Origin of the sequence: Burkholderia sp. MS389 (assembly GCF_016899425.1) — a bacterium.
Lineage (GTDB): Bacteria > Pseudomonadota > Gammaproteobacteria > Burkholderiales > Burkholderiaceae > Burkholderia > Burkholderia sola.
The window spans coordinates 1,738,150-1,752,732 of sequence record NZ_CP045995.1; the positions used below are offsets into that span (position 1 = coordinate 1,738,150).

14 protein-coding genes are annotated in these 14,583 nt (G+C 67.9%); 8 read left to right on the top strand and 6 right to left on the bottom strand.

Annotated features, from left to right (window positions below; genetic code table 11):
• Window positions 1-34: 34 nt before the first annotated feature.
• From GJG85_RS24090 to GJG85_RS24105, 4 genes are all read right to left on the bottom strand, one after another.
• Window positions 35-2,104, bottom strand: coding sequence for a pyridoxamine 5'-phosphate oxidase family protein (locus GJG85_RS24090; protein ID WP_204383918.1), 2,070 nt, complete (start codon window positions 2,102-2,104; stop codon window positions 35-37).
• Between the two features lie 100 nt (window positions 2,105-2,204).
• On the bottom strand, window positions 2,205-2,822 hold the full coding sequence (locus GJG85_RS24095; protein WP_089489843.1) for a glutathione S-transferase: 618 nt from the start codon (window positions 2,820-2,822) through the stop codon (window positions 2,205-2,207).
• Window positions 2,823-3,080: 258 nt separating this feature from the next.
• Complete coding sequence (locus GJG85_RS24100; protein WP_124638893.1) at window positions 3,081-3,956, bottom strand: SDR family NAD(P)-dependent oxidoreductase; 876 nt, start codon at window positions 3,954-3,956, stop codon at window positions 3,081-3,083.
• 152 nt (window positions 3,957-4,108) lie between these two features.
• The gene (locus GJG85_RS24105; protein ID WP_050012126.1) at window positions 4,109-4,687 is read right to left on the bottom strand and encodes a TetR/AcrR family transcriptional regulator; all 579 of its coding nucleotides are present in this window, start codon (window positions 4,685-4,687) and stop codon (window positions 4,109-4,111) included.
• Window positions 4,688-4,888: 201 nt separating this feature from the next.
• Here GJG85_RS24105 and zwf point away from each other — a divergent pair, with 201 nt between their 5' ends.
• Window positions 4,889-6,364: a glucose-6-phosphate dehydrogenase gene (gene zwf, locus GJG85_RS24110; RefSeq protein WP_089470721.1), complete on the top strand. Its 1,476-nt coding sequence runs from the start codon at window positions 4,889-4,891 to the stop codon at window positions 6,362-6,364.
• 70 nt (window positions 6,365-6,434) lie between these two features.
• Here zwf and GJG85_RS24115 read toward each other — a convergent pair whose 3' ends face one another.
• Window positions 6,435-7,376 (bottom strand): LysR family transcriptional regulator, encoded by a 942-nt coding sequence (locus GJG85_RS24115; protein ID WP_204383920.1) that lies wholly within the window; start codon window positions 7,374-7,376, stop codon window positions 6,435-6,437.
• Window positions 7,377-7,477: 101 nt separating this feature from the next.
• Here GJG85_RS24115 and GJG85_RS24120 point away from each other — a divergent pair, with 101 nt between their 5' ends.
• The 7 genes from GJG85_RS24120 to GJG85_RS24150 all read left to right on the top strand — a co-directional run bounded on the left by GJG85_RS24120 (window position 7,478) and on the right by GJG85_RS24150 (window position 13,779).
• Window positions 7,478-8,680 (top strand): MFS transporter, encoded by a 1,203-nt coding sequence (locus GJG85_RS24120; protein WP_050012129.1) that lies wholly within the window; start codon window positions 7,478-7,480, stop codon window positions 8,678-8,680.
• A gap of 28 nt (window positions 8,681-8,708) precedes the next feature.
• On the top strand, window positions 8,709-9,032 hold the full coding sequence (locus GJG85_RS24125) for a hypothetical protein (RefSeq protein ID WP_050012130.1): 324 nt from the start codon (window positions 8,709-8,711) through the stop codon (window positions 9,030-9,032).
• Window positions 9,033-9,045: 13 nt separating this feature from the next.
• Window positions 9,046-9,996 (top strand): LLM class oxidoreductase, encoded by a 951-nt coding sequence (locus tag GJG85_RS24130; RefSeq protein WP_050012131.1) that lies wholly within the window; start codon window positions 9,046-9,048, stop codon window positions 9,994-9,996.
• Between the two features lie 149 nt (window positions 9,997-10,145).
• Window positions 10,146-10,952, top strand: a complete 807-nt coding sequence (gene dkgB / locus GJG85_RS24135; protein ID WP_050012132.1) for a 2,5-didehydrogluconate reductase DkgB — start codon at window positions 10,146-10,148, stop codon at window positions 10,950-10,952.
• 69 nt (window positions 10,953-11,021) lie between these two features.
• Complete coding sequence (locus tag GJG85_RS24140) at window positions 11,022-12,137, top strand: alkene reductase (protein ID WP_089489845.1); 1,116 nt, start codon at window positions 11,022-11,024, stop codon at window positions 12,135-12,137.
• A 19-nt stretch (window positions 12,138-12,156) separates the two neighbouring features.
• Window positions 12,157-13,122: a cyclase family protein gene (locus GJG85_RS24145; protein WP_089489846.1), complete on the top strand. Its 966-nt coding sequence runs from the start codon at window positions 12,157-12,159 to the stop codon at window positions 13,120-13,122.
• Between the two features lie 138 nt (window positions 13,123-13,260).
• Window positions 13,261-13,779 (top strand): DUF3455 domain-containing protein, encoded by a 519-nt coding sequence (locus GJG85_RS24150; protein WP_050012135.1) that lies wholly within the window; start codon window positions 13,261-13,263, stop codon window positions 13,777-13,779.
• A 121-nt stretch (window positions 13,780-13,900) separates the two neighbouring features.
• Here the strand turns inward: GJG85_RS24150 and GJG85_RS24155 are convergent, their stop codons facing one another.
• Window positions 13,901-14,566: an O-methyltransferase gene (locus GJG85_RS24155; RefSeq protein WP_089489847.1), complete on the bottom strand. Its 666-nt coding sequence runs from the start codon at window positions 14,564-14,566 to the stop codon at window positions 13,901-13,903.
• Window positions 14,567-14,583 lie beyond the last annotated feature (17 nt).

Genomic DNA, 14,583 nt, shown 5'->3' on the forward strand with positions numbered 1-14,583 from the left:
TTGGGAATCGTCGCCGTGCGACGAGGGTTCTGAATCACACGTCGAGCAGCAGACGGTCGCCGCCGCCCGATTCGCGATGCGCGGGCACCGCGCAGCAGATCAGCGCTTCGTCGTCCGGTACCTTGAATTCCGGCGCGACCGGATACGTCACCGCGCCTTCGACGATCCGGGTGCGGCAGGTGCCGCAACTGCCTCCGCGGCACCCGTATTCGGGCGTCAGGCCGCGCGCCTCGGCCAGTTCCAGCAGCGAGCCGCTGCCCGGCTGCCAGCGCGCTTCCTTGCCCGACTTGACGAACGCGACGGGTGTCGGCGTATCCGCCGGCGCACGCAGTGGGGCACTCGCGTCCGAATCGGCTCGACGCTTGAGCCCGGAAGGGCCGAACGACTCCGCGTGGATTCGATGGTCCGCCACGTTCAGGTCGCGGAGCCCGTCGTAGACCGCTTGCATGAAGCCCGACGGTCCGCACAGGTAAAAGTCGTAGTCGTCGAACGGCAGCGTCGCGCGCAGCAGGTTCGCATCGATGCGGCCGACGACGTCGAACGCGTCGCCCTCGCGCGCGCCGGTCGCGTCCGACAGCACGCGCACCACGTTCACCGCGCCGTTCGCCGCCGACGCGAGCTGGCCGATCTCGTCGCCGAACGCGCGCTCCTTCACGGAGCGTGCGGCGTGAAAGAACCAGGTCTTGCGGGTGCCGCGCTTGCGCGCGCCTTCATAGACGATGTGACGCAACATCGCCAGCATCGGCGTCACGCCGACACCGGCCGCCAGCAATACGGCAGGACGGCGCTCGAGCGCATCGATCGTGAATTGCCCGGCGGGCGCGCGGACGTCGATGCGGTCACCGACCTGCACCTCGTCATGCAGATGCGACGACACGCGCCCTTCCCGCTTCACGCTGATGCGATACACGCCGTCCGACGGCGCGCTCGACAACGTATAGGTGCGGATGAGCGGATCGCCGCCCTCCGACAGGTTCACGCGAATCGGCACGTGCTGGCCCGCCAGGTGCGGCACCAAGCCGGCGCCGTCCGCAGGGTCGAGCTGGAACGAGCGAATCAGCGTGCTCTCGTCGGTGATTTTCGCGACCCTGAACGGACGCCACGCCCGTGCCAGTTCGGCGGCGCTCAGGCGGCTCGCGGCCTCGTCCCAGCTCCCCGTCATCAGCGAGTTGGGCGACCAGCCTTCCGCCCGGAACGTCCAGCGCAACGGCAATGCGCCGGCGCGATAAACGACGCGGCGCGGCTTGAAGCGCCACAGTCGCTCCGCGCCCTGAAATGCGGCGATCTCCGGTGAATCGAGGTCGACTTCGGCTTCGCCGGTCATCTGCAACACGTCACCGGTTTCGAAGTCGGCGAACACGATGCCCGCGCGCGGATTGACCCGAAAATTGCCGAGCGTCGCGAAGAACAGGTTGCCGGCGAAATCCGGGATCGTCAGCACGCCGTCGTCGCCGATGCGCACGAACCCCGCCTTGCCGCCGCGATGCGACACGTCGACCTGACGCTCGGCGCCGTCGCCGACGTAGGACGCAACGAACAGCGTGTCGGCAGCCGCGATGATCGCGCGGGCGCGATCGTCGAGACGATCGCTTTCCTCCGGTGCGATTCCCGAGAACGTATCGGGTTCGCGGACGAACGCGAAATCGCGCAACTGGATGTATTGCGGGCAGTTGCCGAAGCTCTGCACGACGTCGAGATCGAATGCGCGCGTCTCGCCGCGACGGATCATGCCGTTCAGGCGATTGCGACGCCGCGTATGCAGTTCGATGCCGAGCAGGCCGATCGCCGCGCCGTCGTGCGTGCCGCCGGCAGCCGGATCGTTCGGATCGAATACGGTATCGATGCGCAGGCGCTTGTCGTTCGGCGACTGCATGAAGCCGGGCCGGCCGAATGCGAAGGTCGCCCATACGTCTGCGTCGTCGGCCACCGCGCCGACGACGACGAAAGGCAGCTGCGCGAAGAACGCGCGATGCTGGTCGGGCATGTGATCCCTGACGAAGCGTCGTCCCACGCTGTCCATCTTCTGCATCACGCCTGTCTTTTCCTGCAGCTCGAGTTCGCCCCGATGCCACGGCGAGTTCGCTTCATTCGATACCGTGCTCACGATGTGTCTCCTCGACGGAATCCGCATATGACGCATTCGGCGCGCGTTGACGCGCCCGGCGTCGCCCTCCGTCACCGCACGGGCGACGGACCGGCTTCGCTCACGCAGCCGCCGCGAGCCCGACCGGCGTCTTCACGAACTCGACGAAGCCCGGCAACGCTTCGATGCGGCGCAGCCACGCCGCGACGTTCGAATAGCCGGACAGGTCCACATTGCCTTCGGGTGCACGCGCAACGTAGCCATACAACGCGACGTCGGCGATGGTCGGCTTCGGCCCGACGATGAAGTCGCGCCCCGCGAGTTCGGCGTCGATGAGCGCGAGGATGCGATGCGCACGGGCGATCACTTCATCGGCGTTGAACTTCGCACCGAAGACCGTGATGAGCCGCGCGGCGGCCGGCCCGAATGCGATCTCGCCGGCCGCGACGGACAACCAGCGCTGCACGGCGGCTTCCTGCACGGGCGATTGCGGGAGGTAGTCGCTGTTGCCCGACGTGCGCGCGAGATACACGAGGATGGCATTCGAATCGGCGATCACGGTGTCCCCGTCGACCAGCACCGGCACCTGACCGAAACGGTTCAGCGCCAGAAATTCAGGCGACTTGTGCGCGCCGGCGGCCAGGTCGACTTCAATCAGTTCGTGCTCGATGCCGAGCAGCGAGATGAGCAGGCGTGCGCGGTGCGAATGACCGGAAAGCGGGTGAACGTAGAGCTTCATGACTGTGTCCTTTTGGAAGGTGCGACGAGCAGGTCTCATCGCTTGAGGCAAGTCTAGAAACTCGACGGTTGCGACAGAATCCCCGCTGAGGAGAATTGATCGTTCTCGTTTCGCGAATGGTGGGCGAAAGCCGGCGTTGCGATGCGGACGCACGCGGCGTTTTGCGCGCCGGGCCGCTGACGCAATCCATCGCACCGGCACGCGACCCGGCTTGCGCGAGCGACGCCGTCGACGCACCGCCCGCGACGACGGCCGCCCTTACTCGATCGCCTTCAACGCCTCCAGCCCGTCCGGCAGCTTCGCGTCCGGAAACTGCGTGGACAGCGTGGCGTCCCGCCAGCGCGCCGCCTCTTCCGCGCGCTGCCGTTCCGCCTGCTCGCAGACGAACAGCGCATCGCCGCCGAGCAGCAGGCGCAGCGGCACGTCGTCGCGGCGCGACAGGTCGACGATCAACGCCGCGATCCGCGCGGGATCGCCGACCTCGTGGCCGCCATACGCACCGAGCAACTCGAGAATCTTGCCGACCGACGGCTGATAGTCGGGCAGCAGATCGTCGACGTCGCGCTTCGCCTGCGCGGCCCATTCGGTCCGCATCCCGCCCGGTTCGAGCGTGCACACGCGCACGCCGAACGGCGCGACTTCCTTCGCGAGCACGTCGCTGAATCCGCCGACCGCCCACTTCGCGGCCTGATACGCGGACAACCCGGGCGTCGACGTGCGCCCGCCGACCGACGATACCTGGAAGATGCGCCCCGCGCGTTGTGCGCGCATCGTCGGCAGCACCGCGCGCGTGAGATTGATCACGCCGAACAGGTTCGTTTCGATCTGGTCGCGGAACACGTCGGCGCCCATCTGCTCGAACGGCGCCGTATGGCCGTAGCCCGCGTTGTTCACCAGCACGTCGATGCGGCCGAATGCGGCGCGTGCCGCCGAGACGGCCTGCTCTGCCGCCGCTTCGTCGGTGACGTCGAGCGCGACCGGCAGCAACCGGTCGCCATACCGTTCGGCCAGATCGGCCAGTTGCGCCGGGTCGCGTGCGCCGGCCACCAGTCGGTCGCCCGCCGCCAGCACGGCTTCCGAAATCGCGCGTCCCAGGCCGCGTGCGGCCCCTGTTACCAACCAGACTTTCGACATTTTCCACTCCTTGATCGTGGTGAAACGATGAAAATGAATGATTACTCACTCATTAATATGGACGATAAACCGATCCTTCATGACCCGCATCGCCCTGCCTGAAACTCCGTGCCGGCCGTCGCGGCACGCGCCGCCCGACGGCCGTGCCTGACTCACACCGCGTGCAACACGGCCCACAACGCGCGAAAGCCGGCTTCCTGGTACGCATCGGCGCGCACCGGATCGCGTGCGATCGATTCCATCGCCGTTTCCGCAATCGACGTAAACAACGCCGAGCAGAACGCATGCGCTTCGTCGCGGTTCAGCGCGCCCGACGCGGCGACCTGTTCGCGCAGCAGCGCACGGATCGCGCCGAAGCCTTCGGCGCCGGCCGCGCGATGCGGGTCGTCGATGCGCCCGCTCACGCCGAGCTGCTGCAGCGCGCGCCGGCCGTCCGGATTCGCGACGCCCCACGACACATAGCCGTTCCACGCATGCCGTACCGCCTGCTCGGCCGGCGCGTGTTCCGGAAACCCGGTCATCATCGCTTCGCGCATGTCGGCCTTCAGGCTCACGTACAGCGCGTTCAGCAACGCATCCTTGGTGTCGAAATAGGTGAACACCGTGCCTTCCGCCACGCCGGCCAGCCGCGCGATGCGCGCGGTCGTCGCGGTCGCGCCGTCCTCGGCGAGCGCGCGCGCGGCTGCGGCGAGGATGGCTTCGTGCTTGTCGGGACTGCGCGGTCGGGCCACGTTCGATTCCTTTAATGAGTGAGCACTCAATCATAATCGAGCCATCAACGAGAACGCAAGCCCTGTTACATCCGGGGGAACGCACACGCAAACCATCAAAACGGTGCACTATTGCGTTTTGCCGTACCGGCGCCGGCCATCCGGCGCCCGATTGCCCTCGACGTTCGTTTCACGTTCACCGTTTCAAACCGCGAACCTCCCATGACGAATCAGCCTTCCCAGACGGCGGCCGACCGGCCCGTCGACATGATCATCTTCGGCGGCGGCGGCGACCTGGCCGCCCGCAAGCTGTTGCCCGCGCTGTACATGGCGCACCTGCACTGCAATCTTCCGCCCGAGACGCGCATCATCGCCGTCGGCCGCCGCGACTGGGGCATCGACGGCTATCGCAAGTTCATGGACGAGCAGTCGCGCCCGTTCATCGACGAGAAGGCGTTCGACGCCGACGCGTGGAGCCGCTTCCTCGACCTGTTCAAGTACGTGCTGATCGACGTGAACGTGCCGGACGACTACCTGCGCCTCGCCGAAGCGGCGCGTGGCGACGCGGTGCGCGTGTTCTACCTGTCGACGTCGCCGGAGTTGTTCACGACGATCTGCGACAACCTGTCGGCCGCGCACCTCGTCGACGCGCACTCGCGCGTCGTCCTCGAAAAGCCGCTGGGCCACGATCTCGCATCCGCGAAGGCGATCAACGACGCGGTCGGCAAGCACTTCGAGGAATCGCAGATCTACCGGATCGACCACTATCTCGGCAAGGAAACCGTGCAGAACCTGATGGTGCTGCGCTTCGGCAACCCGATCTTCGGGCCGCTGTGGCAGGCGCCGAACATCCGCAGCGTGCAGATCACGGTCGCGGAAACGGTCGGCGTCGGCAGCCGCGCGGGCTTCTACGACCATACCGGCGCGTTGCGCGACATGGTGCAGAACCACCTGCTGCAACTGCTGTGCATCGTCGCGATGGAGCCGCCCGTGTCGCTCGACCCGGACGCGGTGCGCGACGAGAAGCTGAAGGTGCTGCGCTCGCTGCGGCCGATGTCGCTGTCGGACGTCGCGCGCGACACGGTGCGCGGCCAGTACACGGCCGGCGCGGTCGACGGCCAGCCGGTCAAGGGCTATCTCGAGGAAGACAACGTGCCGGCGGACAGCCGTGCGGAAACCTTCGTCGCGCTGCGCGCGCACATCAACAACTGGCGCTGGGCGAACGTGCCGTTCTTCCTGCGCACCGGCAAGCGGCTGCAGCGCCGCCAGTCGGAAATCGTGATCGAGTTCGCGGACATGCCGTTCTCGATCATCCCGACCGGCCCGCGCAATTACGGCAACCGTCTCGTGATCCAGCTGCAGCCGGAAGAGTCGATCCAGTTGCAGATGCTCGCGAAGGAACCGGGCAGCGGGATGAACATGGTGCCGGTGAGCCTGAACCTCGACCTCCAGCAGGCGATTCCGGAACGGCGCGCGGAAGCGTACGAACGGCTGCTGATCGACGTGATCCGCGGCCGCCTCACGCACTTCATGCGTCGCGACGAACTCGAAGCCGCCTGGTCGTGGGTCGAGCCGATCCTCGACGGCTGGAAGCAGCTCGGCGACCGGCCGCGCCTGTACACGGCCGGCACGTTCGGGCCCGCGGCTTCGTCGGCGCTGCTCGCGCGCGACGGGATGTCCTGGGCCGAAGAGGCGTAATCGCCGCACGCCGGCGTGCCGCCGCGCGGCACGCCGGATTCCGAAAGGCAGCGCCGCCTGCGCTGCACCGCTACTGCGGCTCCATCCACGCGGCCTTGCGCCGCGCCGGCGCATCGCCGCCGCTGCCGCCGCCCAGCACCTCGATCAGGTAGTCGACGAACGACGCGATCCGCGACGAGATCGCGGTATTGCGGTAGTACACCGCGTGAATCGGCTGCTGGACGTCGAGCGTCTGGCGCGCGAGCACCTGCACCAGCCGCCCGGCCTCGCGGTCCTGTGCGGTCACGAAATCCGACAGGCACACGACCCCCGTGCCCGCCAGCGCGAGCTGCCGCAGCGTCTCGCCGCTCGACGACCAGACGTCGGGCTCGATGCGGCAGGGCTCGCCATCCGTGCCGAGGATCGGCCATACGTTCAACGATTCGGGCTGCGTGAAGCCGAGCAGCGTGTGCTTCGGCAGATCCTCGACCTTGCGCGGCTGTCCGTGCGCTTCGATGTAGTCGGGGCTGGCGAGGATGCGCACCCGGCTGTTGCCGATGCGCCGGCTGTGCAGCGTCGAATCCTTCAGCCGGCCGATCCGGATCGCGACGTCGGTGCGCCGCTCCAGCAGGTCGATGATGCCCTCGTTGCTGTTCAGCTCCAGTTCGACCTTCGGGAAGCGCTCGCGGTAGCCGCGCACGAGCGGCACGATCACGTGCAGCATGAACGGCGTCGCGGCGTCGACGCGCAGGCGCCCGGACGGCATCTCGCGCCGCGCGAGCATCTGCTCTTCCGCGTTCTCGACCGATTCGATGATCGCGCGCGCATCCTGCAGGAACGCGCGCCCTTCCTCCGTCAGTTCGAGCCGGCGCGTGGTCCGGCGCAGCAGCGTGGTCTTCAGCTTTTCCTCGAGCCGCGCGAGCGTGCGGCTCGTCGCCGACACGGTAAGGTCGAGCTGCTGGGCGGCGGCGGTGATCGAACCGGTGTCGACCACGGCGGCAAAGGCCTGGAGTTCGTCGAGCGTGATCTTCATTGTTGATTTGAAATCAAAACAATTTGGTTTATAGACCAGTTTTTCCGCAAAAGTAAAGCCGGCACACTGCGATCCATTCCTACTGAAACCCGGATCCCGTCATGCCACTCGCGTTGCTTGCGCTGACCATCAGCGCCTTTGCCATCGGCACCACCGAATTCGTGATCGTCGGGCTGATCCCGACGATCGGCGCCGACCTCGGCGTCAGCCTGCCGTCCGCCGGCCTGCTCGTCAGCCTGTACGCGCTGAGCGTGGCCATCGGCGCGCCGCTCCTCACCGCGCTCACCGGCCGCGTGCCGCGCAAGGCGCTGCTCGCCGGGCTGATGGCGCTCTTCACCGTCGGCAACCTCGTCGCATGGCAGGCGCCGGGCTACGAATCGCTGATCGTCGCGCGCGTGCTCACCGGCCTCGCGCACGGCGTGTTCTTCTCGGTCGGCTCGATCATCGCGACCACGCTCGTGCCGAAGGACAAGGCCGCCAGCGCGATCGCGACGATGTTCAGCGGGATGACCGTCGCGTTCGTCGCCGGCATTCCGCTCGGCACCTTCATCGGCCAGCACTTCGGCTGGCGCGCGACGTTCCTGATCGTCGCGCTGTTCGGCCTCGTCGCGTTCCTCGGCGCGGTCGCGTTCGTGCCGCGCGGGCTGCCGCAGACGCCGCCCGCGCCGCTCGCCCGCCAGCTGCGCGTGCTGGCCCAGCCGCGCCTGCTCCTCGTCTATGCGATGACGGCGGTCGGCTACGGCGGCTCGCTGATCGCGTTCACGTACATGGCGCCGCTGCTCGAACAGATCGCCGGCTTCACGCCGTCGCAGGTCAGCCTCGTGCTCGTCGGCTACGGCGTGTCGGTCGCGGTCGGCAACGTGTGGGGCGGCAAGCTCGCGGACGCCGTCGGCCCCGTGAAGGCGCTCAAGCGGATCTTCCTGCTGCTCGCGATCGTGCTGCTCGCGCTGACCTTCACGATCCACGTGAAATGGCTCGCGGTGCTGACGATGCTCGCGTGGGGCGCCGTGGCGTTCGGCAACGTGCCGGGGCTGCAGGTGTACGTCGTCAAGCAGGCGCGCCACTTCGCGCCGGACGCCACCGACGTCGCGTCGGGCTTCAACATCGCCGCCTTCAACCTCGGCGTGGCCGGCGGGTCGTCGCTCGGCGGCCTGATCGTCGCGAACGTCGGCCTCGGCCACACGCCGTGGATCGCCGCCGTCGTCACGCTCGGCGCGTTTGCGCTCACCGCGCTGAGCGGCCGTCTCGACAGCCGTCAGGGCCTGCCGGAACGCACGGCCGAACCCGTCGAACTCGCCCATTGAACGTCATCCTTTTGCAGGAGCCACCCGCATGAACGCATCGACCCAACGTCCGCCGTTCGCCGGCAAGACTTTCGAAGTCCGTTACGACGGCCTCACCGCGCTCAACGCGTACGACGAAGACGGCCTCCACATGCGCTACGAGATCACCGAAGGCCCGTACGCGGGCGCGAAGGGTGAAGTGGCCTATACGTGGCAGCCCATCGCCGACGACACCTACGCGATCTCGTGGCAGGAAGCCGATCGCGCCACCGTCGTGCATATCGACGACTTCGCCGCGGGCACGTCGCGCTCGTTCTTCACCGCGCCGTCGCTCGATTTCTACCGGCTCGACGGCAGCCTGCGCGCGATCTGAACGGAGCCCGACCATGTCCACTTCACTCGACACGCTCGCCGCCGGCGGCTTCAGCATCGGCATCGAACTGCCGCTCGACAACGACTGGACCCCGTCCGGCAACGCGAAACGCCGGCATGACGGCCGCCACCCCGGCGTGCCCGACCTCGACATCCACGCGGAGCTCGCGCAACTGGCCGACACGCTCGGCTTTCGCGCGCTCTGGGTGCGCGACGTGCCGGTGTACGACCCGTCGTTCGGCGATGCCGCGCAGGTGTTCGAAACGTTCTCGTATCTCGGCTACCTCGCCGGAATCACGCACGACATCCTGCTCGGCACCGCGGCCGTCGTGCTGCCGCTGCGCGAACCGCTGCTGACGCTGAAATCGGCCGCGACGATCCAGGAACTGAGCGGCGGTCGCCTGCTGCTCGGCGTCGCGAGCGGCGACCGGCCGGTCGAATATCCGCTGTTCGGCCGCGACTTCGCCACGCGCGGCGAAAACTTCCGCGACCAGATCGCGCTGCTGCGAGACGGCGCGCGCGGACACTTGCCGCCCGGCCTGGAAGTGCTGCCCGCCGCCCGTTCACCGGTGCCGCTGCTCGTCGCGGGCCTCGCACAGCAGACGCCTGCGTGGATCGGCGAACACATGGACGGCTGCCTCGCGTATCCGGGAACGCCGGCCGATCACCTGCAGCGCGCCGCGAACTGGCACGCAGTGGCCGGCGACAAGCCGTACGTGAGCTTCATCCATCTCGACCTCGCGGAAGATCCGCACGAACCGCTGCAGCGGCACCGCTTCGGCGCCCGCGCGGGGCGCATCGCGCTGACGGAAGAACTCGCGGCGATGCGCGACGCGGGCGTGCAGCACATCGGCCTGCATTTCCGCCGCAACCGGCGGCCGCTCGACGAGACGATGGCCGAAATCGCATCGGACGTGCTGCCCGCGTTCCATCCGAACACGACGCCGCAGACGCGCGCCGCATAAGCGGCGACCACGGTCCGGACGCCCATGGCGCGACCTATATTTGACTTCAAATCAAATATTTTTGACTGATGAACGCGTTTATCTCATCAGTCTCACGCGCCAGAATGACTTCCATACCGCAATCGTTCCCCCTCTTTCAGGAGCACATGATGAGCAAGATTCCCGCATTCGGCCTCGGTACGTTCCGCCTGCAAGGCCAGGTCGTCATCGACTCGGTCCGCAACGGCCTCGAAGTCGGCTACCGCGCGATCGACACCGCGCAGATCTACGGCAACGAAGCAGAAGTCGGCGAAGCGATCGCCGCGTCGGGCGTGCGCCGCGAAGACCTGTTCCTCACGACGAAGATCTGGGTCGACAACTACGCGCCGGAAAAACTGGCGGCCAGCCTCGAGGAAAGCCTGCGCAAGCTGCGCACCGACGTCGTCGACCTGACGCTGATCCACTGGCCGGCGCCGGGCAACGGCGTGTCGATCGACGCGTTCATGACCGCGCTGGCGGACGCGAAGGCGAAGGGCCTCACGCGCCAGATCGGCATCTCGAACTTCAACATCGAACTGACGAAGGAAGCGATCGCGGCCGTCGGCAAGGACGCGATCGCGACGAACCAGATCGAACTGAGCCCGTACCTGCAGAACCGCAAGCTGGTCGAGTTCCTGAACGCCGAAGGCATTCACGTGACGTCGTACATGACGCTCGCGTACGGCAAGGTGCTCGGCGACCCGGTGCTCGGCGCGATCGCGCAGCGTCACGACGCGACGCCGGCCCAGGTCGCGCTCGCCTGGGCGCTGCAGCTCGGCTACTCGGTGATTCCGTCGTCGACCAAGCGCGAGAACCTCGCGAGCAACCTGCTCGCGCAGACGCTGCGCCTGACCGGCGAAGACATGGCGCAGATCGCCGCGCTCGAGCGCAACGGCCGCGAAGTCGACCCGGACGGCCTCGCGCCGAAGTGGGACTGAGCACACGCCGCCTTCATCCGACATGACCCGTCCGCGGCCCGCCGGCCGCGGCACCGACAGGAATCCACCATGACCCAGGACCCGCTTTTCCAACCGCTGCGACTCGGCGCGCTGACGCTGCCAAACCGCATCGTGATGCCGCCGATGACGCGCTCGCGCGCCAGCCAGCCCGGCGACGAAGCCAACGAACTGATGGCCGCGTATTACGCGCAGCGCGCGAGTGCGGGCCTGATCGTCAGCGAAGGCACCTACATCGCGCCGCTCGGCAAGGGCTACGCATGGACGCCCGGCATCCACACGCCGTCGCAGGTCGCCGGCTGGCGCAAGGTGACGGACGCCGTGCATGCCGCGCACGGCCGCATCTTCGCGCAGCTGTGGCACGTCGGCCGGCTGAGCCACACGAGCCTGCTCGGCGGCGCGCAACCCGTGTCGTCGTCGCCGCTCCAGGCGAAGGGCGTGAACGTGTTCATCGCCGGCGAGGACGGCAGCACGCCGGGCTTCGTGCAGGCGTCCGAGCCGCGCGCGCTGTCGATCGACGAGATCCACGAGATCGTCGACCAGTACCGCACCGCCGCCCGCCACGCGATCGAAGCCGGCTTCGACGGCGTCGAGCTGCACGGCGCGAACGGCTACCTCGTGAACCAGTTCATCGATTCGAACGCGAACACGCGCACCGACGCATACGGCGGCTCGCTGGAGAACCGGCTGCGCTTCCTGCGCGAAGTCACGCAGGCGCTGATCGACGGGACCGGCGACGCATCGCGCGTCGGCATCCGCCTCGCGCCGCTGACCACGCTGAACGGCTGCGTCGACGACGATCCGGAAACGACCTACCTCGCCGCCGCGAAGCTGCTCGGCGAACTCGGCGTCGGCTACCTGCACATCGCGGAAGCCGACTGGGACGACGCGCCGCTGATGCCGGTCGCCTTCAAGCAGCAACTGCGTGCCGCGTTCCCGGGCGTGCTGATCTATGCCGGCGCATACACCGCCGAGCGCGCGCGCGAGGCGATCGCCGCCGGCTGGGCCGACCTCGTCGCATTCGGCCGCCCGTTCGTCGCGAATCCCGACTTGCCCGAGCGGCTGCGCACCGGCGCCGCGCTCGCGCCGCACGACCGCAACACGCTGTTCGGCGGCGACGCCCACGGCCTGACCGACTACCCGACGCTCGCGCAAGCCGCGGCATAACGATCGACAGGAGTCTCGAATGAAAGCGACGCTCGCCCGGCTCGCGCTCGCCGCGATCCTGCCGTTCGCGGCCGCGCAAGCGGCCCACGCCGCCCCGTCCGAGGCGGCGGCGGCCGGCTGGTATCCGTCCGTCTATGGCGCCGATGACGAAATCGGCGCGGCCAACCTGCTGACGCCCGACGTCGTCAAGCAGGCGGTCGGCCTCGTGAAAGCCGGCAAGACCTATCCGCTGGCCGTGCCGGTGGACAAGAACCTGCCGGCGTACCGCCACCGCAGCTTCCGGCTGTACAACGTGCAGGTCGGCCAGCAGGCCGGCAAGAGCCTCGGCCCGAACAAGTTCACGTTCAACGACGAACTCGTCAACGCATGGACCGGCGTCGGCACGCAGTTGAACGGCATCGGCCACATCGGCATCGACAACGTGTACTACAACGGCAACCGCGCGGCCGATTTCGTGACCGTCGACGGCGTGAAGAAGCTCGGCGTCGAGAAGGTGCCGCCGATCGTCACGCGCGGCGTCGTGCTCGACATGACCGCCCACTACGGCAAGCCGATCGTGCCGGGCGGCACCGAGTTCACGGTCGCCGATATCCAGGCCGTGCTGAAGAAGCAGCGGCTGACGCTGCGCAAGGGCGACGTCGTGCTGTTCAACACCGGCTGGCTCGAACTGGTCGGCAAGGACGACAAGCAGTTCCTCGCCGTCGAGCCCGGCATCGGCATGGAAGCCGCGAAGTGGCTGGCCGATCAGGGGATCGTCGCGTTCGGCGGCGACACGTGGGCGTCGGAGGTCTATCCGAATCCGCATACGCAGGACGAATTCCCGGTCAACCAGTACATGCTCGCGAAGCGCGGCATCTACAACCTGGAGCTGGTCGACAGCCGCGCGCTGGTGCGCGACAAGGCATGGGAATTCCTGTTCGTGCTCGGCCAGCCGCTGTACGTCGGCTCCACGCAGGTCAATATCAACCCGGTCGCGATCCGCTGATCGCGCATCCGCCCTCCGGCAATCGCGGCGACTATCGCCGCGATTGTCATTTCCGAGTTGCGGCCTGGGCGATCGGCGTCTAACGTTGACGGGATCGACGCCATACGACCGTCACCCGACCTGAAAGGACGCCCCGTCATGCCAAGCCGCTCCCCGACACGCGACATGCTGCTGGCCCTTGCGGCCGGTTTTTCCCTCGCGGCCTTTACCGCGCCTTCGCACGCCAACGAGGCTGCCGGCCTCACGGCGCCAGCGCCGGCCACGCCGGTGCTGACGACCACCGCGAGCGGCTTGCAGGTCTACACGTGCGAATACGATGCCGAACACCGGCTCGCGTGGACATTCCAGCACCCCGAAGCGCTGCTGTTCGATGCCGGCGGCACGCTCGTCGTCCGGCACGGCGCGGGACCGTCGTGGGAAGCGCTCGACGGCAGCCGCATTACCGGCAAGAAGCTCGCGGAAGTGCCGAGCGCCAGCCCGGCCAGCATTCCGCAACTGCTGCTCGCGGCGACGCCGGCCGCAACCGGCACGCTCGCCGGCGTGCGCTTCGTGCAGCGGCTCGACACGGCGGGCGGCACGCCGCCGGCCGCGACGTGCACGACCGAGCATGCGGTCGGCCGCTTCCCGTACTTCGCGCGCTATGTGTTCCTGAAGTGACGCGCACGGCGTCGCAGCGACGGGGATCATCCCTTCACCTTTCGCCCCGCTTCCGCTTAATCAGTTTTCCTATATTTGATGCGGGGAGGCGTGAAATCGTCGACACCCTCGCTCCGTCCGGTCAGCGCAGCCGCATCGACAATTCGACGTCGCCGCCGAACGGCACCGACAGGTAGCCGTGTTCCGGCGCGCGCACGTAAGCAAGATAGTCGGGGCTGTATTCCGCGTTGTCGGCCACGACGAACGCGCCCGCCCTGAGCCGCGGCTCGACCAGCGCGAGTATCTCCGGATACAGCGCCTTCGCCCCGTCGAGCAGCAGCAGGTCGACCGAATCCGGAAGATCGGCGGCCAGCGTGCGCAGCGCATCGCCTTCGCGAATCTCCACGAGATCGGCCAAGCCGGCCGCCGCCAGGTTGGCCTGCGCGCGCACGACCTTCGACGGCTCGAACTCGCTCGTGATCAGCCGGCCGCCGCCGTTGTCGCGCAGCGCGGCCGCGAGATGCAGCGTCGAGATGCCGAACGACGTGCCGAATTCGACGATTGCCTTCGCGCCGCCGCTGCGCGCGAGCATGTACAGCAGCATACCCGTCTCGCGCGACACGGGAAGCGGGTAGTCCTTCAGGCGCGCATACAGATCGGCGTAGTCCGTCTTGCTGCGCATCAGCCGCGCTTGCTCGTCGCGCGACACGTTGGTGAAGGCCGGGCTCGTCGCGGGCGACGACGCGTCGGCTTCGTCGAACAGGCGCGCCAGCAGCGAAGCCAGCGGGTCGAGCATCAGGGTGGTCATGCGATATCTCCGTATCG

What these genes read in the sequence shown, in the direction of transcription:
- GJG85_RS24095 (WP_089489843.1), bottom strand. Translation starts at nt 2,822, where the DNA reads ATGAAGCTCTACGTTCACCCGCTTTCCGGTCATTCGCACCGCGCACGC.
- GJG85_RS24100 (WP_124638893.1), bottom strand. Translation starts at nt 3,956, where the DNA reads ATGTCGAAAGTCTGGTTGGTAACAGGGGCCGCACGCGGCCTGGGACGC.
- zwf (WP_089470721.1), top strand. Translation starts at nt 4,889, where the DNA reads ATGACGAATCAGCCTTCCCAGACGGCGGCCGACCGGCCCGTCGACATG.
- GJG85_RS24115 (WP_204383920.1), bottom strand. Translation starts at nt 7,376, where the DNA reads ATGAAGATCACGCTCGACGAACTCCAGGCCTTTGCCGCCGTGGTCGAC.
- GJG85_RS24120 (WP_050012129.1), top strand. Translation starts at nt 7,478, where the DNA reads ATGCCACTCGCGTTGCTTGCGCTGACCATCAGCGCCTTTGCCATCGGC.
- GJG85_RS24125 (WP_050012130.1), top strand. Translation starts at nt 8,709, where the DNA reads ATGAACGCATCGACCCAACGTCCGCCGTTCGCCGGCAAGACTTTCGAA.
- GJG85_RS24130 (WP_050012131.1), top strand. Translation starts at nt 9,046, where the DNA reads ATGTCCACTTCACTCGACACGCTCGCCGCCGGCGGCTTCAGCATCGGC.
- dkgB (WP_050012132.1), top strand. Translation starts at nt 10,146, where the DNA reads ATGAGCAAGATTCCCGCATTCGGCCTCGGTACGTTCCGCCTGCAAGGC.
- GJG85_RS24140 (WP_089489845.1), top strand. Translation starts at nt 11,022, where the DNA reads ATGACCCAGGACCCGCTTTTCCAACCGCTGCGACTCGGCGCGCTGACG.
- GJG85_RS24145 (WP_089489846.1), top strand. Translation starts at nt 12,157, where the DNA reads ATGAAAGCGACGCTCGCCCGGCTCGCGCTCGCCGCGATCCTGCCGTTC.
- GJG85_RS24150 (WP_050012135.1), top strand. Translation starts at nt 13,261, where the DNA reads ATGCCAAGCCGCTCCCCGACACGCGACATGCTGCTGGCCCTTGCGGCC.
- GJG85_RS24155 (WP_089489847.1), bottom strand. Translation starts at nt 14,566, where the DNA reads ATGACCACCCTGATGCTCGACCCGCTGGCTTCGCTGCTGGCGCGCCTG.